General features: G+C 36.1%; 24 protein-coding genes, 1 other RNA gene and 2 pseudogenes. 3 read left to right on the top strand and 24 right to left on the bottom strand.

The features are described from left to right. Positions 1–38 precede the first annotated feature (38 nt). From LF886_RS12425 to LF886_RS12370, 12 genes and pseudogenes are all read right to left on the bottom strand, one after another. Positions 39–554 (bottom strand): VOC family protein, encoded by a 516-nt coding sequence (locus LF886_RS12425; protein ID WP_317207627.1) that lies wholly within the window; start codon positions 552–554, stop codon positions 39–41. Between the two features lie 75 nt (positions 555–629). Then, the gene (locus LF886_RS12420; protein WP_103232275.1) at positions 630–1205 is read right to left on the bottom strand and encodes a glutathione peroxidase; all 576 of its coding nucleotides are present in this window, start codon (positions 1203–1205) and stop codon (positions 630–632) included. A 35-nt stretch (positions 1206–1240) separates the two neighbouring features. Beyond that, positions 1241–1902, bottom strand: a pseudogene (locus LF886_RS12415) (histidine kinase). 101 nt (positions 1903–2003) lie between these two features. Further along, the gene (kdsB, locus tag LF886_RS12410; protein ID WP_236849854.1) at positions 2004–2726 is read right to left on the bottom strand and encodes a 3-deoxy-manno-octulosonate cytidylyltransferase; all 723 of its coding nucleotides are present in this window, start codon (positions 2724–2726) and stop codon (positions 2004–2006) included. Between the two features lie 141 nt (positions 2727–2867). Next, positions 2868–3854, bottom strand: a complete 987-nt coding sequence (locus tag LF886_RS12405) for a phosphatase PAP2 family protein (RefSeq protein WP_152288873.1) — start codon at positions 3852–3854, stop codon at positions 2868–2870. A 266-nt stretch (positions 3855–4120) separates the two neighbouring features. Continuing rightward, positions 4121–5374: a pyridoxal phosphate-dependent aminotransferase gene (locus LF886_RS12400; protein ID WP_236849852.1), complete on the bottom strand. Its 1254-nt coding sequence runs from the start codon at positions 5372–5374 to the stop codon at positions 4121–4123. Between the two features lie 27 nt (positions 5375–5401). Further along, positions 5402–6313: a hypothetical protein gene (locus tag LF886_RS12395; RefSeq protein ID WP_236849849.1), complete on the bottom strand. Its 912-nt coding sequence runs from the start codon at positions 6311–6313 to the stop codon at positions 5402–5404. Between the two features lie 17 nt (positions 6314–6330). Then, complete coding sequence (locus tag LF886_RS12390) at positions 6331–8046, bottom strand: phospho-sugar mutase (protein ID WP_236849848.1); 1716 nt, start codon at positions 8044–8046, stop codon at positions 6331–6333. Between the two features lie 203 nt (positions 8047–8249). Then, a complete protein-coding gene (locus tag LF886_RS12385; RefSeq protein ID WP_236849847.1) occupies positions 8250–8951 on the bottom strand; it encodes a GIN domain-containing protein in 702 nt (233 codons plus the stop codon). Between the two features lie 189 nt (positions 8952–9140). After that, positions 9141–9530, bottom strand: a complete 390-nt coding sequence (locus LF886_RS12380; RefSeq protein ID WP_236849846.1) for a hypothetical protein — start codon at positions 9528–9530, stop codon at positions 9141–9143. 206 nt (positions 9531–9736) lie between these two features. Then, positions 9737–10687, bottom strand: coding sequence for a glycosyltransferase family 2 protein (locus tag LF886_RS12375; RefSeq protein WP_236849845.1), 951 nt, complete (start codon positions 10685–10687; stop codon positions 9737–9739). A 16-nt stretch (positions 10688–10703) separates the two neighbouring features. After that, positions 10704–11306 (bottom strand): DUF4199 domain-containing protein, encoded by a 603-nt coding sequence (locus LF886_RS12370; protein WP_124531741.1) that lies wholly within the window; start codon positions 11304–11306, stop codon positions 10704–10706. A gap of 131 nt (positions 11307–11437) precedes the next feature. On the opposite strand from LF886_RS12370, the gene ffs reads away from it, so the two are divergent. Further along, positions 11438–11535, top strand: an RNA gene (ffs, locus tag LF886_RS12365) — signal recognition particle sRNA small type. Between the two features lie 117 nt (positions 11536–11652). Here ffs and LF886_RS12360 read toward each other — a convergent pair. From LF886_RS12360 to gyrA, 6 genes and pseudogenes are all read right to left on the bottom strand, one after another. Further along, a complete protein-coding gene (locus LF886_RS12360) occupies positions 11653–12339 on the bottom strand; it encodes a metal-dependent hydrolase (RefSeq protein ID WP_236849844.1) in 687 nt (228 codons plus the stop codon). A gap of 118 nt (positions 12340–12457) precedes the next feature. Further along, on the bottom strand, positions 12458–12904 hold the full coding sequence (locus LF886_RS12355; protein WP_124531743.1) for an SRPBCC family protein: 447 nt from the start codon (positions 12902–12904) through the stop codon (positions 12458–12460). Positions 12905–12921: 17 nt separating this feature from the next. Beyond that, positions 12922–13851 (bottom strand): 1,4-dihydroxy-2-naphthoate octaprenyltransferase, encoded by a 930-nt coding sequence (menA, locus tag LF886_RS12350; protein ID WP_236849843.1) that lies wholly within the window; start codon positions 13849–13851, stop codon positions 12922–12924. 73 nt (positions 13852–13924) lie between these two features. After that, complete coding sequence (locus tag LF886_RS12345) at positions 13925–14761, bottom strand: 1,4-dihydroxy-2-naphthoyl-CoA synthase (protein ID WP_236849842.1); 837 nt, start codon at positions 14759–14761, stop codon at positions 13925–13927. A 209-nt stretch (positions 14762–14970) separates the two neighbouring features. Continuing rightward, positions 14971–16005, bottom strand: coding sequence for a tetratricopeptide repeat protein (locus LF886_RS12340; protein WP_236849841.1), 1035 nt, complete (start codon positions 16003–16005; stop codon positions 14971–14973). 28 nt (positions 16006–16033) lie between these two features. Then, a pseudogene (gyrA, locus tag LF886_RS12335) lies at positions 16034–18633 on the bottom strand (DNA gyrase subunit A). A gap of 149 nt (positions 18634–18782) precedes the next feature. Here gyrA and LF886_RS12330 point away from each other — a divergent pair. Beyond that, complete coding sequence (locus LF886_RS12330) at positions 18783–19097, top strand: DUF4286 family protein (protein WP_165835327.1); 315 nt, start codon at positions 18783–18785, stop codon at positions 19095–19097. 36 nt (positions 19098–19133) lie between these two features. Here LF886_RS12330 and LF886_RS12325 read toward each other — a convergent pair whose 3' ends face one another. From LF886_RS12325 to LF886_RS12315, 3 genes are all read right to left on the bottom strand, one after another. Continuing rightward, positions 19134–19355, bottom strand: a complete 222-nt coding sequence (locus tag LF886_RS12325; RefSeq protein ID WP_236849840.1) for a hypothetical protein — start codon at positions 19353–19355, stop codon at positions 19134–19136. A 103-nt stretch (positions 19356–19458) separates the two neighbouring features. Further along, complete coding sequence (locus LF886_RS12320) at positions 19459–19950, bottom strand: GNAT family N-acetyltransferase (RefSeq protein WP_236849839.1); 492 nt, start codon at positions 19948–19950, stop codon at positions 19459–19461. Between the two features lie 5 nt (positions 19951–19955). Beyond that, entirely contained in the window at positions 19956–20468 is a 513-nt protein-coding gene (locus LF886_RS12315) for a DUF421 domain-containing protein (RefSeq protein ID WP_236849838.1), read from the bottom strand. Between the two features lie 192 nt (positions 20469–20660). On the opposite strand from LF886_RS12315, the gene LF886_RS12310 reads away from it, so the two are divergent. Further along, positions 20661–21206, top strand: a complete 546-nt coding sequence (locus tag LF886_RS12310) for a hypothetical protein (protein ID WP_236849837.1) — start codon at positions 20661–20663, stop codon at positions 21204–21206. 35 nt (positions 21207–21241) lie between these two features. Here the strand turns inward: LF886_RS12310 and LF886_RS12305 are convergent, their stop codons facing one another. The 3 genes from LF886_RS12305 to uvrA form a co-directional block, all read right to left on the bottom strand. Next, positions 21242–21376 carry a bacteriocin-like protein gene (locus LF886_RS12305; protein WP_124531763.1) on the bottom strand — a complete coding sequence of 45 codons (135 nt, stop codon included), beginning with the start codon at positions 21374–21376 and terminating at the stop codon, positions 21242–21244. Between the two features lie 113 nt (positions 21377–21489). After that, on the bottom strand, positions 21490–21894 hold the full coding sequence (locus tag LF886_RS12300) for a hypothetical protein (RefSeq protein WP_124531765.1): 405 nt from the start codon (positions 21892–21894) through the stop codon (positions 21490–21492). A gap of 288 nt (positions 21895–22182) precedes the next feature. Next, entirely contained in the window at positions 22183–25014 is a 2832-nt protein-coding gene (gene uvrA / locus LF886_RS12295; protein ID WP_236849836.1) for an excinuclease ABC subunit UvrA, read from the bottom strand. Between the last annotated feature and the right edge of the window lie 192 nt (positions 25015–25206).

The raw sequence follows: 25206 nt of genomic DNA, 5'->3' as shown, positions 1-25206 counted from the left end.
TAGACCCTAAATCCTGCTACCTGCTACCTATTAACAAATTACTTCGTGGTTTTACTGTTTATCTTTTGCCCTAATTTTTCATATTCGATATCATTAGGTTCCCAAAGTTCTATTTTATTACCTTCAATATCCATAATATGGACGAATTTCCCGTATTCATAAGTCTCGATCTTATCAACAATAGTTACCTCTTCTTTTTTTAACTGTTCAACTAGTTTTTCAATGTTTTCCACCCGATAATTGATCATGAAATCTTTTTCAGAAGGCTGGAAGTATTTTGTTTTTTCACTGAAAGGACTCCATTGGCTAAATCCTTTTTTAGAATTATCAGCTCCCTGATACCATTCAAAAACAGCTCCATATTCGTTGGTATTAAGGCCTAGGTGACTTCCGTACCATTCTCTCATTTTTTTGGGATCTTTACATTTGAAAAAGATTCCGCCAATACCGGTTACTCTTTTCGTTTCGTCAGATTTATTTCCTGTAACGGCTTTAAAAGCAAATCCTAACATAAAGGAAGCCAGGACGCAAAGGGTAAAAATTATTTTTTTCATAAAGAATCATGTATGGGTTTTACAATAAAAAAAGTGGATGTAAACACCCACTTGTAAAAATATACTTTTTTATCTTTATTTCAGATATTTTGTAATTGCCTCATCCGTAGGCTTTGTAGTACTTACAAAAGAATCGATCAGCTTTCCGTTTTCATCAACCAGGAATTTGGTGAAGTTCCAAAGAATGGTTGTATTCTTTACTCCATTTAATTCCTGTTCTGTTAAATATTTAAAAATTGGTGCTGTATCATCTCCTTTTACAGAAACTTTAGCTGCCAAAGGGAATGTCACTCCGTAATTTTTCTGACAGAAAGCTCCAATTTCAGTGTTGGTTCCGGGTTCCTGTCCTCCAAAATTATTGGCGGGGAAACCTACTACAACCAATTTATCTTTATGCTCCTCATATACTTTCTCAAGATCTGCATACTGAGAGGTAAATCCACATTCTGAAGCGGTATTGACAATCAAGATTTTTTTTCCTTTGAAATCAGCGAAATTGATTTCTTTACCGTCAAGACTTTCTACGTTGAAGTCATATATTGTTTTTCCCATAAGTTCGTTGGTTTTGGCTTTAGAAATTTCACTTTTTTGATTGGTGCAGCTTTGCAGGAATGCGATAGAAGAAAGCAGCAGTAAAAAAATTTTCTTCATTTTTTGTCATTTTGTACAGCCAGGCTGCAGTTGAACTAAAACTTAAAAATATTAGCCGGGAAAACTTTGTTGATGTCTACTCTGTTTAGCAACATCACATAGTCTCCGTCTTTTTTTGTACTTGAAGATTCAATTCTGAAAGGCATTGTAAAGTTTCCTACTTTTTAAAATCGGAATACACCAGCGTTTCTTCTTTTTTCACTTCTTTTATCAGCATATAAGTTTTTGTATCAAAATAATACATATTCTTATTGACATTCTTGGTAAGTTCTACTTTATGGCAGTAGATCTCTCCTACTTTTTCTTTTCCAAGATATTTGGCATCAAATCCTTTATTTTCCCAGTCTATGAAGTCGTTATCAAAGCTTTCCGGCACATATTCAGGGTATACCTGAAGTTTATTGGCGGCATAGTTCATTGCATACCCTTTGGTTCCGTCAAAACCTTCAATTGCATTTTCTTTTCCTCCGGTAGTAATCAATGTTTTGGTAAGATTTGGACGCTGCTGAAAAATTCTTATTGGATATTCATCTTTGATTCCCAATACCACTTTTCCCTGAAGCAGAACCGAATTCAACAATTTCCAATTGGTTAACCCTCCGGATAATTCAATGTTTTTGTCTATAATCTCCTTTGCGGTCTGCGCGAATGTCAAGTGCGAAAATATCAGTCCAAATACTAATAGTAACTTCTTCATTAATTTTATTTATAAATTCAAATATAGGGGGATTTATGTAAAATTGCAAAAAAGGTGAAAGGCTCAATCAGCGAATTGGCTTTTTGACCTTCAGCATTCTTTTAAATCAACTTTCTGGCTTTTTCAAGATCTTCGGGTGTATCGATGCCTACTCCTACGAAATTGGTTTCTATCATTTTGATTTTCATTCCATATTCAAGATAGCGGATGCATTCTATTTTTTCGGAAATTTCCAACGGTTTCATTTCCAATTTTGAAAACTGCAACAGTGCTTCTTTTCTGAAAGCATAGACTCCAATATGTTTAAAATAGCTTACATCATAAGAAACTTCTCTATGAAAAGGAATTGCGGAACGGCTGAAATAGAGAGCAAAACCATTGTTATCGGTAATCACTTTTACATTATTAGGGTTTTCAATCTCTTCTTTTTCATGCAGTTGTATTTTTAAAGAAGCTAAGGAAATTTCCTGTTGCTCATCATGTTTAAAAACTTCAATCAGTTGATGTAAAGGTTCCAGCTTAAGGAAAGGTTCATCTCCCTGAACATTGATCACGATATCGCAGTCTATATTCTGTACTGCTTCAGCAATACGGTCGCTTCCTGTCTCATGCTGTCCTGTCATTACAGCTTTTCCACCGTTTTTTACGATTTCATCAAAAATAATTTCTGAGTCTGTTGCCACAAAAACCTCATCAAAAAGTCCTGTTTCTACAACATTCTGATAAGTGGTGGTGATAATAGTTTTTTCTCCTAAAATCTGCATTAGTTTCCCAGGAAAACGACTTGCTTCGTAACGTGCAGGAATAACAGCGATTATTTTCATTCAATAAAAATATTAAGTAATTCTCTTTAATTCAATAGGTTTCATCCCAGTCTTTACAAAAGCTGTAATGATTCTTTGATATTGAGATCAAATGTAGTGAAAAGTATCTTATTTACTCTACAAAACAGAGATTTCAGCAGTTTAGAAAGAGAGTTTTACCCCTACCATATTATATTCCCATTGGCGGGATGCTGTAAAGTTGAGATTATATTTTGTTTTTCCTATCGTTCCTTCTGATGAAGTATATCTGCTTTTTGATATGGTTTTACCAATAAAATATCCCATTAATAAGGCTAATGGGTAATCTGAAGCCCAGTGAACTTTACTTTGCATCATCTGAAAGCATAAAGCTCCTGCTAATGTATATCCCACCGGTTTTATCCATACTGCATCCGGATAGTTGTCTGCAATCACTGTGATACCCGCCATAAATGTCGTTAAGTGTCCGGATGGCATTGCATCATAATTTGAGGTATTCTTGCCAAATTCTGAAAAGCTTGGAAAAGGATTCCAGGCTCCTCCTTTATTACCGTTGATCTCTGCAATAAAAGGACTTTCTCTTCCGGTAATTCTTTTAATAGTTTGAGTGAAAACTCCGGAAAGAATTAAACTCTCCATTAAGCCACTGGCTGTAGCTTGTGCTCTGTAGTCATTTTTGATCAAACCATAGGTTCCAAAACCAATTCCCAGCAAAACTAGTGTGGAACCATTACCTATCAGGTATAAGGTAGATCCGATATCTTTAGGAATTTTAAAGACGCCGCCTACTTTGTTGTAATTATTATCTTTATCCATTCCCCATCTTTCTCCCAACTCTCTTGAATTATCAATTAGTTTTTGGTCAAATGGCAAAAGAATCAAGGTACTTGCAACGGCTCCTCCCAGGTAATAAGCATGATCTTTGGCTACGAAATCTTTATTTGTATTGATAAAGTTTCTGGGTAATTTGGTTACAAAATCAAATAATTTGGGCTTGGGGTAAGTTCTGACAGAACCGTCTTTTAAGGTGTAGGTCTGTACTTTTGGTAAATCAACTTCCTTTGGGAGTTCTTTTACCTTCAGTGTATCAACCTCTTGTGAGCATACCAGTATTGAAACTGGTAAGAGTAGAAATCTCAGTTTTCTCATCGTGTAATTTTCGACTTTATTATATTTAGGTGTGTGTAAAAGTCCAAAGTTAGTTCCTAGCTGAGTTTCCTACAAAATATTTATTTAATTTTTAATATTTATTTAATTTTTTCATATTAAATACTGTAATCTGATGTGTTTAGTTAACATACTTGTTCTCTAAAAAATTGTATATAAAAAAATCTTCGACTCCATTCAGCGTGACACAGTGCTTATTTTAACAATGTCATGCCGAACAGAGTCGAAGCATTTATTTTATGTAAAGATTACTTTAATTTGTTTAAAGCGCTTTCCAGTTTCGGAAGCATTACTTTGATCTCATCAACAGCCAATCCTCCTACAGAAGCACGGAACCAAGGTTCAGATTTGTCTTCTCCGAAGGCTGAGAATGGTACTAAAGCCACTCCTGCTTCATTGATCAGGTAGAATACAAGATCTGAAGAGTTTTCAATGACTCCTCCATCTGGTTTTGTTTTTCCGATATAGTCTAATTTGATGGTAAGATAAAGGGCTCCCATCGGCTCAATACTGTCTACTGAAAGTCCTTTTCCTCTTAAATCCTGAACTCCGTTGTGAAGAACTTTTAAGCTTTCTTCAAGTTTAGCTTTAAAATCGTCAACGAAAATATCTACATTTTCTGGATTTTCATAAAATTTAGCTGTTGCTTCCTGTTCCGGTTTCGGTGCCCAAGCTCCAACGTGGGTAAGAAGCGCCTTCATTTTATCAAGGATATGAGCAGGACCGAATCCCCAACCTACACGTACTCCTGTTGCAGCAAGGCACTTAGAAATACCATCGATATAGATCGTATAATCTTTCAATTCAGGGAAAAGTGATACGGGATCTACATGCTCAGCACCAAAAGTAAGGTTAGAATAGATCTGGTCATACATAAGGTATAACGGTTTTTCATCTTCTCCTCTTTTTTTGTTTTCAGCGATTACCAGTTCGCAGATCTCTGAAAGTTGTTCTTTTGTAAACATTGTTCCTGTAGGGTTCAATGGTGAACACAATGCTAATAATACAGCTCCATCCAAATGAGGTCTCAAATCATCTGCAGTTGGAAGGAAATTGGTTTCTGGTTTTGTTTTTACTTCTACAGCGTTGGCTGAAGTAAGGTAAGCATAGTGATTGTTATTCCATGATGGTGTAGGATATATCACTTTATCTCCTTCGTCTACGATGGTTTTGTATACAGCATAGATCAATGGTCTTGATCCTGCAGTGATCAGGATATCTTCAGGAGAATAGTCCAGGTTCCATCTTTTTTTAAGGTCTTTGGAAACTTCTTTTCTTAAAGATAAAAGTCCATTTGCAGGAGGATAGTTCGTCAGATTATTCTGATATGCTTTCTGAATCTCTTCCTTCAGCAATGCCGGAATAGGATAGATATTAGAATTCAGATCACCAATAGTAAGATTGGCAATTTCTGCTCCCTTTGCTTTTAGATCATTTACTTCGTTACCAATTTTTACAATTTCAGAACCGATCAGGTTCGCTGCTAATTTTGAAACTTTCACTTTTTTCTTATTTAAAATTTACTATTATTATCGCTCTCCATTAATTCTCTCATCTATTTGGTCTACCGGCGTTTGTGCATCAAAAAGGGAGATTACTTCTTTTGCTTTTTTTGCGGTATTAGAATTCGGATATTTCTTGATTATCCTGTTGAATTCCGCTCTGTTTTCATCGTTTAGTTTTCCGGTTCCATTGTCCTGCTCTCTTTCGTAGGTGGGTGTGTTATCCATTCCTAAAAGATAATCGGACAGGTAGTAGTTATAATCCTGTTTTACTGTTTTTATCAGCTTGCTCTTAGGATATTTATTCATAAAATTTTCCCAGAACATAAGCCTGTCTCCCAGCTGTTCCCAGGAAATTATCAATCCTGCATCCGCTGCATAATTGGTTTCACTTTCTTTGTCGGTCTTTGAAATATAGGCTTCATAATCCGGAGTCACTTTATTTTTAAAAATAGAAGAATAATATCCTGGAATGGTCCATATTTCGGTCATTCCTTCTCCTACTTCCCTAAATTCAAGACCTGCTTTTTTCAGTTCTGAAGCTATTTTTTTAACATTGTCCGGAAGATTGTACTGATCCTTATCATAATTATAATAATTCACATATTTATCCAAAACGTTGCTATGAAGGTTCATCAGACATTCTGTATACTTACCTCTTATTTTTATATAATCCTCGTATACTTTGTCATTCTGTTCCGGACTGTTTCCAGCCATCTCTTTGTCGATTTTGGTACGGTACCATTGAAGAGATGTGACATAATCCTCCGTTTTATTGGTGGATGAACAAGCTGTGTCTATGGGCTTGTACAGATCTTCTTTGGATTCTGTTTGAGCAATCGAATCGTTTACCGGTTTTACTTCCGAAACTGCAGCTTCCTTTTTACAGGAAACTACAGCTGCAGATAGCAAGCAAACTGCTATTATTTTTTTGATCATCTGCTATTTTCAGAGAGTTAGTCCAGTTTCAAATCTGTTTTAACGGCTCCGATTTTAGCTTCCAATGATTTTAATTTATCTCTGAAATCAGCTTCTGAAGTAACGGAATCCTTCACTGAAACATAAAACTTAATTTTTGGCTCTGTTCCGGAAGGTCTTACACATACTTTCGTTCCATCTTGTGTGTAATAGATCAATACGTTAGACTTCGGAATATCGTTCATTACTTTTTTCTCGTTCGTAGAAATGGTAAGACTTGTCTGTTCTTTGAAATCCTTCACTTCTTCTACTAATGAACCTGCCAATTCTTTTGGTGGATTCTCACGGAAGTTTCTCATCATTTCCTGAATTTCTTCAGCACCTTCTTTTCCTTTTCTTACAATGTTTATCAATCCTTCATAATACATTCCAAGGTCTTCATAGATCTCGATCATATACTGATACATTGTTCTTCCGTTGGCTTTGCACCAAGCTGCAATTTCGCAAGCTAAAAGGATACTTCCACAAGAGTCTTTATCACGAACAAAATCTCCGGTCATAAATCCGAAACTTTCCTCACCACCGCACACAAATTTCTGTGTTCCTTCTGCTTCACGGATCATTTTTCCAATCCATTTGAATCCGGTAAGACCTGCTTTATATTCTACGCCGAATTTCTGGGCAATATCAAAGAAGATATCCGAAGTTACGATCGTAGAACCGATAAATTCTTTTCCTGTAATTCTTCCCTGCTTTCTCCATTCGTTCAGAATGTAGTAAGTAAGGATGGTATTGGTTTGGTTACCATTCAACAACTGCATTTCACCATCAAGATTTCTTACCGCAATACCTAATCTGTCCCCATCCGGGTCTGTACCAATAACGATATCTGCGTTGGTAATTCTTGCCAGATCCATTGCCATTTCCAATGCTGCAGGCTCTTCCGGGTTTGGAGAGTCTACTGTTGGGAAATTTCCGCTTGGGATCATCTGTTCTCTTACAAGATCTACTTTTTTGAACCCTGCTTTTTCCAACGCTTTCGGAATAGTAGTATAGGTTGTCCCGTGGATGGATGTGAAAACAATATTTAAATTTTCTTTTCCAACATTCTGATAGGTAGAGTTTTCAAGACAAGCATCGATATAAACATCATCCTGCTCCTCTCCGATCCATTCGATCAGATCATCATTTCCGTTGAATTTAATTTCTTCAAATTTTACAGAATATACTTCATTGATAATCGCTTCATCATTAGGCGGAACAATTTGTGCCCCGTCATTCCAATATACTTTATAACCGTTGTATTCCGGCGGGTTGTGAGAAGCCGTTAATACAATTCCTCCGTTACATTTTTTATCACGAACTGTGAAAGACAATTCCGGAGTTGGTCTGTGATCTTTGAAAAGCAATACTTTGATTCCATTGGCTGTCAAAACATCCGCTACCAGTTTTCCAAATTCTTTTGAGTTGTGACGAACATCATAAGCAATAGCTACTTTGATCTCTTCTCCTTTGAACTGCTGCAGCATATAGTTCGCCAATCCTTGTGTAGCCTGTCCTAATGTATATTTATTCAAGCGGTTGGTTCCTACTCCCATTATTCCACGCATTCCTCCTGTCCCGAATTCCAGCTCTCTGTAGAAAGAATCTTCCAGATCAGGGGAATTGCTGTCGATTAATGTCTGTACAGCATCTCTCGTTTCTTTATCGAAGGTATCACTTAACCAAAGTTTCGCTTTTTCTAGTGTATTCATATTTATGTCTAAGTTTTTTAAGCTGGAAGAAGGAAGCTGGAGGCTAGAAGTTATATCGTGCCTAGTTTCAAAATTCCGGCTTTATTTTATTTTTATATTATTTTATTTTATCAATTTTGTTGGAAGCAAATTTCTAATTTTGAAAACAAAAGGTATGAAAACTAATATTTCTCCCATCCTCTAGCTTCTGGCTTCCAGCCAAATTATTCTAATTTCTTATTCTCAACTTTCGTTGTCTTATCAATTTTAAACGCTCTGATTGGATCGTTATAATAGATAAATTTTGCAGTGTTCTGAACATGCCCTTTCAAAGAATCTTTTACATTCACCTCTGCATAATTCCCGTTTTTGGAATCGATATTCAGGTTGGTAATTTTCCAGTAAGGAGCAATTAAACTTGCTGTATCTGAGATTTTTATAACAGCATCTTTGGACATTCCCAGGAAGTTCGCTCGGCTTCTGTTGTGCATTTCCAATTCTGCTCTTCTGGTGTTGACAGACCCCATGAAACTTGCATTATTTTTCATGGTAAGCCTGAAATTATCGGTTTTAATTTCGCTAGAAATATTCACTTCTACAGAGTCTGCAACTGCTACTTTTTCCAGGTTATATTTTGAATAAATGGTCACATTATAGAAATCTACTCCCTTTGTCCCTCTTTTTTCTTTAATAAAAAGTGTTTTGTCTTTTACATCAACATCCAGATTGCTCGCCACATTTGGATAGGTTTCTATTTCAACAAAATTCTTAGGTCCTCTGGCATAGAAAACACGAAATTTCCCTTCCAGATCAAGGTTTACGAATTCTGATACATCCACATCTTTCTTTTCAATATTTCCTTTTGGAGAAACTTTTCCACAGGAAACTACTGCCACCAGCATCAATGTGTATAAAACTTTTTTCATATGTAATTTTAAATATTCTTTATTACAATTGCAACGATATTTATTGAAATTCTTAGAAAGTTTTTTCACGTCTCTCACAGAACTTTCAATATTATGTTGAACAAAAATAGGATTAAAATTTCTAAAAATCTTTGTCTTTTGACAATAAAATACCTGATAATTTTCAATTTTTGGCTTTTCAGGAAAAGACTATTTCTTATTTGGCTTTTCTTTTACTTTTTTATAAAACCATGTTTTAGGACTACCTGCCATTGAAAATAAAAGCAAATAATTTTTACTTACACTGGAAATTTTCATGGGAGTTACATTTTCATTATCATTATATTTCATTTTCAACAGATTATAATCTATCTGGTAAGTCCCGCTACTCCCCATTGAACTGAAAGTTTTATCCTTGTAAAAAGTTAAAACTCCTTTCCCATATCTGGAATTGTTTGTTTTACTTTTCAACGTATCTGTGCTAAGAATTTCTCCCTCGTAAATGTCAACAAACTCCCAGGAACCTGAAATTTTATTAGACGAACAAGAAGCCGTTAAAAACAAAAGAAAATAAAAAAGAATTGGTTTGAGTTTGAACATTCGGATTAAAAGTTTTTATAAAAATTACAAAAAAGCACTCTGCTGACAGAGTGCTTTTTATTTATTGAAATTGAAGTTATTATAACATAATTAGTTGTGATCTAATACCATTCTAGTTAAAACCACTAAATTCACTAATTTTACACACCAATATCACAAACATAAATAGTGTCATTTGTGAAGCATTAGCGTCATTAGTGTTTAAGTTATATCACTTCATCAATATTATAATTCTTGTGCTCGCGGTTTGTTCTGATGATCATTTCTCCTAAGAATCCTGCTACAAACAGAAGACTTCCCATAATCATCATTGTTAAGGCGATATAGAACCAAGGATTATTGGTTATTAAATGTCCGTATACTCCTCTGGCAACATCAATCAGTTTGGAAATACCTAACCAAAGTGCTGAAAGAAAACCGACAATAAACATTAAGGTTCCTACTGCTCCGAAGAAATGCATTGGCCTTCCCCCGAAACGACTTACAAACCAAAGGGTTATCAAATCCAGGAACCCTCTGACAAATCTCTCGGTTCCAAATTTTGAAGTTCCGTAAGGTCTTGCCTGGTGCTGTACTTCTTTTTCAGTAATTCTTCTGAAACCTGCATTGGCAGCCAATACCGGAATATAACGGTGCATATCTCCGTATACATCAACAGATTTTACAACCTGTCTTTTGTACGCTTTCAAACCACAGTTGAAATCATGAAGATAAACTCCTGAAACCTTTCTCGCTGCTGCATTGAATAGTTTTGACGGAATATTTTTCGTCATTACATTATCAAAGCGCTTCTTTTTCCAACCGGAAACGATATCATAATTATCATGAATCACCATATTATACAGTTCCGGAATTTCTTCAGGGAAATCCTGTAAATCGGCATCCATGGTAATGACTACATCACCGTTTGTTCTTTCAAAGGCTGCATGAAGCGCCTGTGATTTTCCATAATTTCTGGAAAATTTAATAGCGTGGATCTGAGGATGCTGTACTTTCATATTCTCAATAATGCTCCACGACAAATCCGTACTACCATCGTCTACAAACCAGATTTCATAAGATAAACTGCTGGTTGTGCATACTTTATCAATTCTTGAAAAAAGCTCTTCCAGAGAGTCTTCTTCGTTCAGTAACGGAATAACTATAGATAAATTCATTTAATTTTAATAAAAATTATTCTTGATTTGTTTCTTCGGGCTGATGTATCGTTCTTGTTCTGAAAAATGCTCCGAAAAACACCGACAAAACTACGTAAAATATAAGAATTGCTGCAAAATATCCTGAAAAATGGCTTGCGGTAAGCATATCTTTTCCTTTAACCGCCTCAGGAGTGAAGCTTTGTACTCTTTCTTTGTACTTCTGATCCAGCTCATCAATATCTTTCTGATGCTTCATAATTTTTCTTGCAGAAGTATATTCTGTATCCAATTCTGATTTTTGTCTTTGAACATATTGGTAGTTCAAGAGTTTTTTAGCAGCCGGATCTACAAAGTTTAAAAAAGCATAAATACTGAAGATGGAAAGAATTCCTCCGACAAACATCGGAACAAATGCTCTTTTGAAAGCATCTTTGAATTTTACCACTCTATGGTTGTTCCAATGTGATTTTACAGACCAGAAAGCAGCACCTGCATACAAAAGAGGCAGCACAAAAGCATTGGCTTTCAAAGAGATATCAAAATAATTGATTCCTGAAAAAAATGTATACACTACAAAGAAAACGATCATTGTAGCGATAAAAAGTATAATTCCTAGTGTTGATGGACTTTTCGTCATGTTTAAATTTTTAGAAAAAAGTTGAAAAATTTTCTCTCTAAATGTCAAGGGCTTAGCTTTACCACTGCATTTTTTCGACTAATTTTTTCTAATAAAGTTTTGAAGTTTATAAAATATTCCTACCTTTGCAACGGCAAGTCCTAAACAACCAGCTCCTGAGAATCCTCCAGGGTGGGAACACAGCAAAGGTAATTGGTCGTAGCGGTGTGATTTAGGTAGCTTGCCATTTTTTTTTGGTTTAAAGTGAGAAGAGAGGTAATTTGATAATTATCTTTTTTTGTTTTTAATACCTTACGCATCATTTTCATTTTTCTAATTTTCAGATTACTTCCGATCCCTTTATTGATTAAAATTCGAACGTCTCGCCTAGTTTTGGTAAAACAAGTTCTACATTTTTATCTGCAAAATGCTTTAATGCACTTTCGTGATTGATTTCAATTGCAGGGAAAGTATCAAAGTGACATCCGATTACTTTCGGTGTTTTCAACAGCTCTGCTGCTGCAAAAGAAGCTTTTCTAGGGCACATTGTGTAGTGGCTTCCGATGGGAAGTATAGAAAGGTCCAGATTTCCGTATAGTCTTGGAAAAAGCTCCATATCTGCCATTACTCCTGTATCTCCTGCCAAATAAATATTTTTACCTTCAGGTAATCTGAAAATATATCCTACAGGAACACCTCCATAGCTTCCATCAGGGAAAGAACTTGTATGGTGAGCCGGAACCATGGAAATTTTAAGATCGTCGATTTTTGCCGACCCTCCTAAGTTCACATCGTCTCTATTTTTAGCCTGCGTGAAATACGCACATACTTCAGGAACTCCAATGATGGTAGCTTCCGGATAATGCTGCAATACTTCTCCTACATCTGCAATATGATCACCATGTGCGTGAGTCAACAGAATATAATCGATTTTTTGCGCGGAAATATCAAACCCTGATTCCGTTTTTTTGTAATTGTAGAAAGGGTCACTCAAAATAGTCTTGTCTTTGTATGTAAACAAGAAACAATTTTGCCCTAAGAATTGTATTTTCATTTTAAATTTAATTTCAATTATTATTAAACACAAATGACTCAAATAATTTCACAAATAGCACAATGAGAGTCGTGACATTTGTGAAAGCATTCGTGCCATCTGTGTTTTCTTTAATTTATTATTTCGATGGGAATTTATCCTCAATCAGTCTGAGATTGATCCCATGTTCCAGATAGGCTTTGCAACCATCTAAAACAGTCGTAAAACCACCTGTATTGTCGTTAATTACTTTTAACAGATCTTCGCCAGTCTGGCTGAATCCGTAGCTTTTAATCACAACAAGAGTCCCCTTCTCCATGGTTTTGAATTCATAGTCTACGTTTGTCGAAGGCTCTCCCCATTCTGTTTTTATCAGCTGATTAGGAATAATCTGATGTACTTTTACGGCATTTTTTACTCCGTACATTTCCCATTCCCAGGTAACGGTCTTACCTTCCTCTAATTTCCCGGTAGATTTTGTAAACCAGAAATTAGTGGTTACTTCAGGATTGATAAATGCTTCAAAAACATCTTCAATCGGTTTTCTGATAAGCATTTGAGCTTCAACATAGATCGTAGAACTCATGGTGTAATATTTTAGATTTAGTTAAATAAATTCAGTCCGGCTGCTGTAAGGATTGCCATCACAAACGTCAGGATCCCTACCTGCTTTAAATACTGATCTAATTCTTTCGGTTCTTTCACCGATAAAATCTTTCTTCTTAATTTTGATAATGGGATCAACAGGATCATTACGATGAAAACATAATAATTTTGCTCCTGCATAAATCCATTTATTCCTAAAAATACAAGAATCAGTAATAAGGGAAGCTGTAATAGAACCATTTCATAGATCATTGCATTTCTGAATCCAATTCTCAATGCAAAGCTATTTTTTCCAGATAATTTATCGCTTTCAATATCTCTCATATTGTTAAGGTTCAGAACAGCCATACTCATCATTCCTACTGCTGTTCCGGGTAATAACATATCCCAGCTGAAAGTTTTTGTAAACAGGAAGTAGCTTCCACATACAGAAACAAGTCCAAAGAAGATAAATACGAAGATATCTCCCAATCCCATGTATCCATAAGGTTTTTTACCTACTGTATATCCAATAGCCGCCAGAATACATGCTACTCCTAATCCTATGAAGATATAGAATTCATTCATATAATTTGGAATGAAAGCAACATACAATAAAGCAATGGTAGCAATGAAAGATAAGGCTGAGAAAAGAATCACTGCATTTTTCATTTGTTTTGCCGTAATTTTTCCTGATGCTACCGCTCTTGCTTCCGCTTCATTGATTCTTTTGGCATCGGTACCTTTTATTCCGTCACCGTAATCATTGGCATAATTTGATAAAATCTGGTATAGAAGTGTTACCAGAAGGGCGAGCGCAAAAATCTTCCAATCCCAGGTTCCTCCTTCTCCGTAAAGTCTCCATTTTGCAATGAAAGCTCCCATAATAATTCCGCTTAATGAAAGCGGTAAAGTTCTTAGCCTTGCGGCTTTTATCCAATCAGTCATATATTTATCATTGATAAGCGATCATTGATAAATGATGACATCAATCATCATCTATCAATGATCAGTTATATTTTTAAGATATCCATTGATCTTCTCCGAAGTTGGGCTTTCTTTTTTCAAGGAATGCGTTTCTTCCTTCCTGAGCTTCTTCTGTCATATATGCCAAACGGGTTGCTTCTCCTGCAAAAACCTGCTGTCCTACCATCCCATCGTCTGTAAGGTTCATGGCAAACTTCAGCATTCTGATAGAAGTTGGAGATTTAGCCAATATTTCCTGAGCCCATTCGTATGCTGTATCTTCTAATTCTGCATGAGGAACCACTTTGTTTACCATTCCCATTTCGTAAGCTTCTTTAGCGGAATAGTTTCTTCCTAAAAAGAAGATTTCACGGGCTTTTTTCTGACCTACCATTTTAGCAAGATAAGCAGAACCGTATCCTCCATCGAAACTTGTAACGTCAGCATCTGTCTGCTTAAAAATAGCATGTTCTTCACTTGCTAAGGTCAGATCACATACAACATGAAGAGAGTGTCCTCCACCAACTGCCCATCCCGGAACAACTGCAATAACCACTTTCGGCATGAAACGGATAAGACGCTGAACTTCAAGAATATTCAAACGGTGTCTTCCGTCTTCTCCTACATATCCCTGGTGTCCTCTTGCTTTCTGGTCTCCACCACTGCAAAATGCCCATCCATTATCTTTGTGGCTTGGTCCTTCTCCTGAAAGCAATACCACTCCTATTGAAGGATCTTCATAGGCATCGTAAAAAGCATCGTATAATTCTGAAGTTGTTTTGGGTCTGAAAGCGTTGCGTACTTCCGGTCTGTTGAAAGCAATTCTTGCTACTCCGTTAGATTTTTTATAGGTAATATCTTCGTATTCCTTGGCGGTTTTCCACTCGATCATCTTATAAAAATTTTTCTCAAAGATACGGAATTACAGAGAAATTCTAAAGGTGAAATTCACCCATCATTTCAATAAGGAAGAGAAATTTTGAATGGCCAATTTTAGGGTATAAATATTGGGTAAAAAGTAGTTTCAGAGTGATATTTTGTTTAAAAAATAAAAGCCGAAACAGTAAATGTTCCGGCTTTTTATTTTTGAGTTATCAATGATTACTTGGCAGCTGCACTTAGTTCAGATTCTTTAGCTTTCATTTCTTTAACTTTTTCAATGTTTTTAGTTACTACATAAATTTCTTTTAATGCAGAAACCGCATCAATGCTCTTTGGATTTGCTTTGTACCACCCTTCAGCATATGGTAATGCTTTACCAAATCTTTCTCTTCTTGCGTCGATCAATTTGGAAGCTTCATCCGGCTTGTCTTTTCTCAATGCATTGATCTCTCCTACTACTTTAGAATCATCACCAATAGTAGTATACACTAAGTTTTGATATGCATCAGAAAAATCAGGCTTAAGCTCGATTGCTTTTTTGAAAGATGCTATAGCATCATTCGCAGTAGCTGGATTTTTAGCCTGCATTACTCCAAGGTTATACCAGTTTGTTGGATCATTTGGGTTCTTAGCCAACTGTTCTTTCAATCCTGAAACAAATTTATCTGTGTTTCCTGACTGAAGATATGCTGTAGTCTGCGCTTCTTTTAGTTTAGCACTGTTTGGGAATTTTACCAACCCTTTTTCGATAACAGTAAGAGCTTCAGGTCCTTTCTTTGCATTAAGAAGTAATGAAGCCAAAGTTTCATATAAATCCGGTTCTATACTTTTTGACTGTTCTGTTTTGAAATCAGAATAATCAGCGTTCTTCTTCATAAGCTCCCAAGTCGCTTTATCTAAAGGTATTACATTGCCGGTTTTCTTTTCTTTTGCAGTATAAGTAGTTTCTACTCCTGTAAATCCAGAATTAACAAGGTCTGTATATATTTTGATGGATTGATCACTGTTGTTAGCTAACGCATGACTCAGTCCTGCATAATACATATATATTTTATTGTCCTGACCACTAGACTTCAATAAGTCATAAACTTCTATAAACTTAGGTGCTGCAGCTGCATAGTTTTTTGCATTGTATGCATCCATAGCAACCTTATTAGCTTCCTGAAGCTGGGCATTCAAAGCAGCGGCATCTTTTTTCTGTCCGAAAGCAAAAGCTGACGCTACGATAGCCATTCCTAAAATTAGTTTCTTCATAATAACTATTTTATATTAATTGTACAATTTATTCTTCAGAATCATTCTCATTTCCCTCTGTCTGATTTTCATTTTCAGCCTGAGGTTCCTCATTGTTTTCCTGGTTATCAAATAGCGATCCTATTCCTTCTTCTGTTTCTTCAGCTCCTTCAATCTCTTCAGAATCTTCCTCTACATCTTTATCCATTGCTACTTTTGCAATGGCTGCAATTTCGTCATTTTTCTTAAGATTGATCATTTTTACTCCCTGAGTATTTCTACCCATTACTCTCATTTCGTCCATTCCCATTCTGATAGCAACACCGGATTTGTTGATAATCATCAATCCGTCTTCGTCTGTTACGTTTTGAATCGCAATAAGATTTCCTGTTTTTTCGGTAATGTTCAGGGTAATAACTCCTTTTCCTCCTCTGTTGGTAATTCTGTAGTCTTCTACTGCAGTTCTTTTTCCGTATCCTTTTTCAGATACTACAAGTACTGTTTCGTTCTCAACATCGTTCACAACAATCATACCAATAGCTTCGTCATTGTCTTCCATCGCAATACCTCTTACCCCGATAGATCCTCTACCTACTTCTCTTACTTTTTCTTCAGGGAAACGGATACATTTACCATTTTTAGTAGCGATCATGATCTGAGATGTTCCATTGGTAAGGTAAGCTCCTAATAATTGGTCATTATCTCTGATTTCAATTGCATTTACACCATTTACTCTTGGTCTTGAATATGCTTCTAATGAAGTTTTCTTGATTGTACCATTTTTGGTAACCATCACCACACTCATTTGATTTACATATTCTGAATCCTTCAGGTTGTTGGTTCTGATATATGCTTTAATCTTATCATCCGGTTCTATGTTGATAAGGTTTTGTACTGCTCTTCCTTTTGCTGTTCTGGAGCCTTCAGGAATTTCAAATACTCTTAACCAGTAACATCTTCCTTTTCTGTAAAGAATAGCATATACTGGTGGTTGGTTGCAGAAACAATATATTCAAGGAAATCAGAATCTCTTGTTGTTGCCGCTTTATTTCCTACACCACCTCTACTTTGGACTTTATATTCTGAAAGTGAAGTTCTCTTAACATATCCTGCGTGAGAGATTGTAAGAACTACAGATTCGTTCGGGATAATATCTTCGATAGACATTTCTCCTCCTGAATAATCAATTTCAGTTCTTCTTTCGTCTCCGTATTTTTCTTTGATTTCGACCAATTCTTCTTTAATGATCTGGAATCTTCTTGGCTCATTCGCTAAGATATCTTCCAAATTGGCAATCTCACTCATGATTGCATCGTATTCATCACGGATCTTATCAAGCTCCATTCCTGTCAAACGAGCCAATCTAAGATCAAGAATCGCCTGAGCCTGGATGTCAGAAAGTTCAAACGCCTCAATTAAGCCTTCTTTTGCAGCCTGAGGATTTGCACTGTGACGGATAATAGAAATTGCTCTATCTAAAGAATCCTGCGTTCCGATCACCTTCATGAACCCTTCAAGGATATGAGCTCTTTCTTTCGCTTTTTTAAGCTCATACTTCGTTCTTCTTACGATGACCTCATGTCTGTGCTCTACAAAGTGATGAATGATATCTTTAAGGTTCAGCTGCTCCGGTCTTCCGTGTACCAGTGCAATATTGTTCACACTGAAAGAGGTCTGAAGCGCTGTATATTTATATAATAGGTTAAGAACAACATTCGGGATCGCGTCATTTTTCAATTCATATACAACGCGAAGTCCATTTCTGTCCGATTCATCTCTGATCTCGTAGATACCAGGGATTTTCTCATCTTTAACAAGTTCTGCTGTTCTGGCAATCATTTCAGCTTTGTTCACCTGATAAGGGATTTCAGTAACGATAATAGCGTTTCTGTTTCCGATTTCATCAAAGTTAACTTTAGCTCTTAAAACAACTCTTCCTCTTCCTGTATGGAATGCATCTCTTACCCCATCATATCCATAGATGATCCCCCCTGTAGGGAAATCCGGAGCAATAATATGCTGCATCAATTCATCGATCGTAATTTCTCTATTATCGATATAAGCGCAGATTGCATCTATAGATTCTGACAAGTTGTGCGGCGCCATATTGGTTGCCATCCCTACTGCAATACCTGAAGTACCGTTCACCAAAAGGTTCGGAACTTTAGTAGGCATTACTGTTGGTTCCTGTAAACTGTCGTCAAAGTTATTCTGGAAATCTACCGTTTCTTTGTCTAGGTCTGAAAGAATCTCATCAGAGATTTTTTTCAATCTTGCTTCAGTATAACGCATTGCTGCAGGCGGGTCACCATCCATTGAACCGAAGTTACCCTGCCCGTCTACCTGAGGATAACGTAAGCTCCAGTTCTGGGCCATCCTTACCATTGCATCATAAACAGAGGAATCTCCGTGCGGGTGATATTTACCCAAAACATCCCCAACAATTCTCGCAGATTTTAAATATTTTCTATTAGAAAACACCCCTAGTCCATACATACCATAAAGTACTCTTCTATGAACAGGTTTCAAGCCGTCTCTTACATCCGGTAACGCTCTTGAAACGATAACGGACATCGAATAATCGATATAAGACGACTTCATTTCATCAACAATGTTGATAGGAATCAGTCTTTCTCCTTCTTTTTGCATAAACAAATTTTATTATAATGATAGTCAGACCTTTAGCTGTAAGTCTGAAAATTATTTATTTCCGATTTTTATTAACGGGCTAATTTACGAAAAAAATGCCGATTTTTGCTGTAGAATTTATCCAAAAAATCTTAAAAATTCATAAAAATATGAGCGTATTAAGTATAACTTTCCACTGTACGAAAGATAACCTAGAAGAATGGGAAAATTATATTGATGAAACACTGGTTTTAATGACAGAAAACCTGATGGATGTAGACAAATATATCCTTTCTGAGGTACACAGTGATTTTATTGAAGATGGTAAGAATTACAATCTTTTATTAATATTTGATAATGATGGACTGAGGGAAGATTTCATTAAAAGTGAACTTTTAAACATTTCTGAAATCATTGATAAAAAATTTGGACAGGAGGTTATGATCTTCAACACTTTCCTAAATCCAAAGAAAACGAGATTATAAAAAAATAAAGCACTGAAAAATTCAGTGCTTTATTTTTTATCTGTGATGTCCATGACCCCGGCCTCTGTGATGATAACCGCGATCGTCATAAATATATACTTTCTTTACATGGCCTGGTGCATAATATCTTGCACTTCCCCCATAATACCTTTTTGCATGTCCGGGTGGCATTCTTCTTCCATAAGGCTCACTCACCACGCAAGATGACAGCATTAGCAGAACGATACCTACCCCAGCAATTTTAAACATACTTTTCATTATTTCCACTTTTTCAATTTCGTTAGTGAAATATAACAAGGTTGGTGCCAAGGTTCAAAGTTGAAAATAGATGAACGATTAATTTTAACCGTTCAATTTTCTTCTAAATAATCTCGCTTCTCTTTTCCATCATAACAAGGTCTTTCCACTCATCATTAAGCTTTCCTATCTTTTTGCGGACTCCCACCGTTCTAAAGCCATTTTTCTGATGAGATTTGATTGCCATTTCATTTTCGGAGAAGAGATTGGTCTGTAATGTCCAGAATCCATGGTCCTCGCTGTCCAAAATTATCTTTTTAAGCAGCACAGAACCCAATCCCTTGCCTTGGTATTCTTTATCAAAATAAATGCTTACTTCTGCAACTCCTTTAAAACACTCTCTTTTGCTCACAGGTTTTAAGGCACACCATCCCACCACTTCATTATTTTCATTTTCCAAAACCCATCGGCAGTCGTTGAAATATTCCATACTCCAGGCTTCAGCTGAAGGAACTTCTGTTTCCAAAGTTGCAATTCCACCATCTATTCCCTGACGGAAAATTTCCAGTACTCTGGCTTCGTCACTGGGAAGCATTTCTCTTAATTCGTAATTCATCGTATTTAATGGTATTTTCTTTTCATTTTTCTTTTGATTCTCGCATAATGAGTCTGCCTGCTTTTCTCGTCTTCAGAAACAACACTAATATTGCCGTCAACTTCCAGAACAGACAGTTTTACATTACTGATCTTTTCAATCCCATGTTCTCTTATAGCTTCTTCCAGTTCACTTTCAGTAATCTTTACCCGGTTCAGAGCTGCCTGATCTGCTACTCCATCCCTGATAAGAATGATAGGCTCATCTTCCATAAAAGTCTGAAAAGAACGGCTTGAAAACATCAGCCTTTTTAAAATAAAATTAGCAGCAAACAAAACAAGTGCCGCAATAATACCGCCCTGCAGTGATGTATCGGGACCCACCATGGCATTCTGCACAGCATTTGAGATCAACAGCAACAATACAACATCTCCTGCATTGAGCTGAGAGAGCTGATTTTTACCAAATAAACGAATAGCAATTACCATGAAAAGGTAAACACAGAGAGAACGAACTGCAACGTTAAGTATAGGATCCACAATTTTTATATCTACTCAAATGTATTGATTTTTTGTTATTGTATTGATGTGTTGACGGAAAATGTATTTACGGGCGTTGATTGGTTACTGGCTGCCAATTAATTATTGAAAGTTTATGGTATCTAAAGGTAAAATAAATTGTATTTCTATTGGTATGAGATTTGACTATCTTCATAAAATCATAATTTTAAAATGAAAAAACAATTATTTTTCTATCTGGGTATCCTTCTGTTTTTTGTGGCTTGTGAAAAGAAAAAGCCTGCAACAGATATTTCTTCTGATAATGCTGTGCGTATGAAAGTGAATGAACTTTACTCAAAGTATGGCAAGTCTAATGAAGCCGTTTACAATCAACCTATTCCGGCTAGTTTGTTTTCAAAGGATTTAAAGGAAACATTAGAAAATGCTATTCATGCATCAAAAGCAGATATTGAAAAGGTGAAAAACAGTGATCATCCTGATGAGAAGCCATTAATTTTTGAAGGCGCTATGTTCTCCAGTTTATATGAAGGATTTACAGCTTATAAAATTAAATCTGTCAAGATACAAGATAAAACTGCTGATGCCCAAGTAGAATTTGAGTACAATATGTCGTCACCAAAAGTAACATGGATCGATACGGTACACCTGATCAATACAGAGAAAGGATGGAAAATAGATAATGTTATTTTTGATACAATAGGAAATTCTAAGGGTCTTAAAGCAAGATTAACAGAATTTGTTCAAAGTACAAAATAATAGAAAAGCCGCTTATAAAAGCGGCTTGATTTTTTTTAAGGACACTGAACGATTGGAACATCACTGCAAATTACTTTATTTGCCCATTCACAAAACGTACAGTATTTTTTTGGTTCTCCTCCGTACACGGACTTCAAATCTGACTTAGCCAGTTTCTTTAGATTTTTCATATCGTTTTAATTTTATGGTAGGGCAAAATTAAAATAGATCTGTTTATTCTGTCTTACAACTTAATCTGATAAGCTTTCATTATTCACACATTATTGAATAATATGAAAACCTATTATCTGCTATGGATCTCAACTGTCACAGGCATTACATACGTGTAAGCAACCATGTTATCAGTCAGTTTTTTTTGATCTACTCTATAATCAAGGTCGCTCAACACCATTTCAATTTCTTTACTTACTGTTTTGCAATCTCCTGTAGAATGAACATTCACAATTTTGCCGTTCTTGGCAATATCAAATTTCACTACTGAATTTACGGTTCCCTGCTTATAATCAGGATTCGTAAGATCAAAATTAGCTTCCAATTTATTTCTTATATCACTGAAAGTTTCACTTTTACTCAGTTGAATAGGCTCAATCGTATTATGATCTGTAGTTTGGGCGTTGGCAGTGTTCAAAACGGCAGCAATTCCGCAAACGAAAAGTGAAGCGAACAATATTTGAATTCTATTTTTCATAACTAACTGGTTTTAAATATTATACTAACCTTATTTTGTATCTCTTACCCAAAGTTATTAAAAATAATTCATATTAATTTCACATTGAGTTAACATTGAGTTAACATTGAAATATAATTTATTGATTTACAGTGTTATAAATTTTAAAAATAATTGAAAATTTAATATTGGGAGCAAATTTTAGGCATAAAAAAAGGCTAAACTATATAGGTTTAGCCTTTTTTATCAGTTCTTATTATTCTATAAGTATTTCAGCAGATCAAAATGCTGGATAATTTTTACGAATGTTTATTCCAATTCCCTCTTCAAGAACTTCCCGGTCAGACTCTTCTTAGACTTCACAATTTCTTCAGGAGTTCCTTTAGCAATAATTTCTCCTCCATATTTTCCTCCTTCCGGACCAACATCTATAACGTGATCGGCTAATTTGATTACATCCATATTATGTTCGATGATAATGAATGAGTTTCCAAGTTCTACCAATTGGTTGATGGCATCCATCAGAATTTTTACATCTTCAAAATGTAATCCTGTGGTTGGTTCATCAAGAATATAAAGGGTATTTCCTGTTTGTCTTTTTGACAGTTCAGTTGCTAACTTGATACGTTGAGCTTCTCCTCCTGAAAGCGTCGTTGACTGCTGTCCCAGGGTAATATACCCCAGCCCTACATCCTGTAATGTTTTTACTTTCGCAAAAATCTTAGGAATCGGCTGGAAGAAATCTACCGCTTCATCAATCGTCATATCCAATACATCAGAAATTGATTTTCCTTTATAACGAACTTCCAGGGTTTCTCTGTTGAAACGTTTTCCGTTGCAGGTTTCGCAGTGTACGTATACATCCGGAAGGAAATTCATTTCAATGACTTTCAATCCTCCCCCCTGGCAGGTTTCGCATCTTCCACCTTTTACGTTGAAAGAGAATCTTCCCGGCTTATAACCACGGATCTTACTTTCCGGCAGTTCGGCAAAAAGGTTTCTGATATCAGTAAACATTCCGGTATAGGTAGCTGGGTTCGAACGGGGTGTTCTTCCGATCGGGGTTTGGTCTACGTCTACAATTTTATCAATATTATCTAACCCTTCGATTTTTTTGTATGGCAAAGGCTCCTGAACTGCTCTGTAGAAGTGTTTGTTAAGGATCGGGTATAACGTTCCATTAATCAGGGAAGATTTTCCACTTCCTGAAATTCCGGTTACGACTACCAGTTTTCCAAGAGGAACATCCAGGGTTACATTTTTAAGATTATTTCCTGTAGCCCCTTTTAAAACAATATTTTTACCGTTTCCTGCTCTTCTTTCTGCAGGAATTTCTATTTTTCTTTTTCCATTAATATACTGAGCAGTAATGGTATCTGCTTTCAACAAGTCTTTTGGTTTTCCCTGCCAAAGGATCTCACCACCGAATTTACCGGCTTTTGGACCAATATCCAGTACCTCATCGGCTTCCATAATCATGTCTTTATCATGCTCCACCACCAATACGGAGTTTCCGATGTCTCTAAGGTTTTTCAGGGAATGAATCAGCCTTTCGTTATCTCTCTGGTGAAGTCCGATACTCGGTTCATCAAGGATATACAATACATTCACCAGCTGAGAACCGATCTGTGTAGCCAGTCGTATTCTCTGGGATTCCCCTCCTGAAAGGGTTTTTGAACTTCTGCTCAGACTTAAATAATCCAAACCTACATCCAGTAAAAACTGAAGTCTGGTTTCAATTTCTTTTAGGATCTCGTGAGCAATGATTTTATTTTTTTCTGAGAATTTATCTTTAACGTCAGCTAACCATTCTTTTAAGTCAGATAAGCTTAAAGCATTGACCTCAGCAATATTTTTTCCATCTATTTTAAAGCTTAAACTTGAAGGCTGAAGGCGGGTTCCATGACATTCCGGACAGATTTCTTCTGTAGTGAAGTGTCTTTCAAGCAAAATCGCTTCATAAGATTCTCTTTCATCGATAATTTCTTCCATGAAAGCAATCAATCCGTCAAAACCAATCTTTATTTTCTTGGTAATACCTGCATATTTAAGATCTTTATTGAATTCTTTGTGGCATCCGTTGTAGATATAATCCAATGCTTCTTCAGGAATATCTTTCAGTGACGTTGTTAATCCTAATCCAAAGATTTCAAGAATATTTTTGATCTGTGAAAGAATCCATTTGTTAGACTTGATATCTTCCAAAGGTAACAATCCACCCTGATTGATAGATAGTTTTGGGTTATCAATAAAGTAATCGGTATTGATCTTTTTGATCATTCCCAATCCTTTACAGTTCGGGCAGCTTCCTTTCGGAGAGTTGAATGAGAAAGTATTAGGTTCCGGCAGGGCCAAAGAATGTCCTGTTTCTGCATCCATCAGGTTTTTGGAAAAGTATTCGATCTCTGTAGCTCCCAGTTTCTGAATTCCAATAATTCCCTCTCCCATTTCCATCGCTGTACGCAATGATTTTTCCATTCTGCTTTCTGAAGCATTTTCCCCGATAATCCAACGGTCGATCACAATATCGATATCGTGGGTTTTGTAACGGTCAAGTTTTAAATCATATTCAATATCCTGCAGCGCACCATCAATTCTTGCCTGTCCGTAGCCTTTTTTGGCCATCTGTACAAAGAGTTCATGATAATGTCCTTTTCTGGAACGCACTACGGGCGCCAAAAGCATGATTTTTTCTTTTTTATAATTTCCTTTGATGGTTTCAAGAATCTGATCTTCGGTATAGCTTACCAACTTTTGTCCTGTAGACAAAGAGTACGCATCCGAAACTCTCGCATACAAAAGACGCAGAAAGTCGTACAGCTCTGTAACCGTTCCCACCGTAGAACGAGGGTTTTTGTTGGTCGTCTTCTGCTCGATGGCAATAACCGGTGAAAGTCCTTCAATTTTATCAACATCAGGACGTTCCAATCCCCCTAAAAACTGACGTGCATAGGCGGAAAAGGTCTCGATATAACGACGCTGGCCTTCTGCAAAAATAGTGTCAAAAGCCAATGAAGACTTTCCACTTCCTGAAAGACCGGTGATAACGACCAATTCATTACGTGGAATTTTTACATTAATATTTTTCAGGTTGTGTTCACGTGCTCCGTAAACTTCTATATATTCTGTTGATTTGCTCATAATTTGGAGTAATTTTGCCTGAAAATCACAACGTGCAAAAATACGAAATTTTATAGAATTTTTTTGAATATAAAAGCTATAAAAGTTTCATAAAAAATACTTTGGGCTTGTTGGGTATGGATAAAGGCTTTAAAAGTATTTAAGCTTAGATCGCATGAAATTTTATGGAAATAATATTTATACTGTTGATCA

Source organism: Chryseobacterium sp. MEBOG07 (genome assembly GCF_021869745.1).
In the GTDB taxonomy this organism is placed as follows: domain Bacteria; phylum Bacteroidota; class Bacteroidia; order Flavobacteriales; family Weeksellaceae; genus Chryseobacterium; species Chryseobacterium viscerum.
The sequence above is the reverse complement of the archived record's forward strand: the minus strand, read 5'-3'. Positions and strand labels throughout refer to the sequence as shown.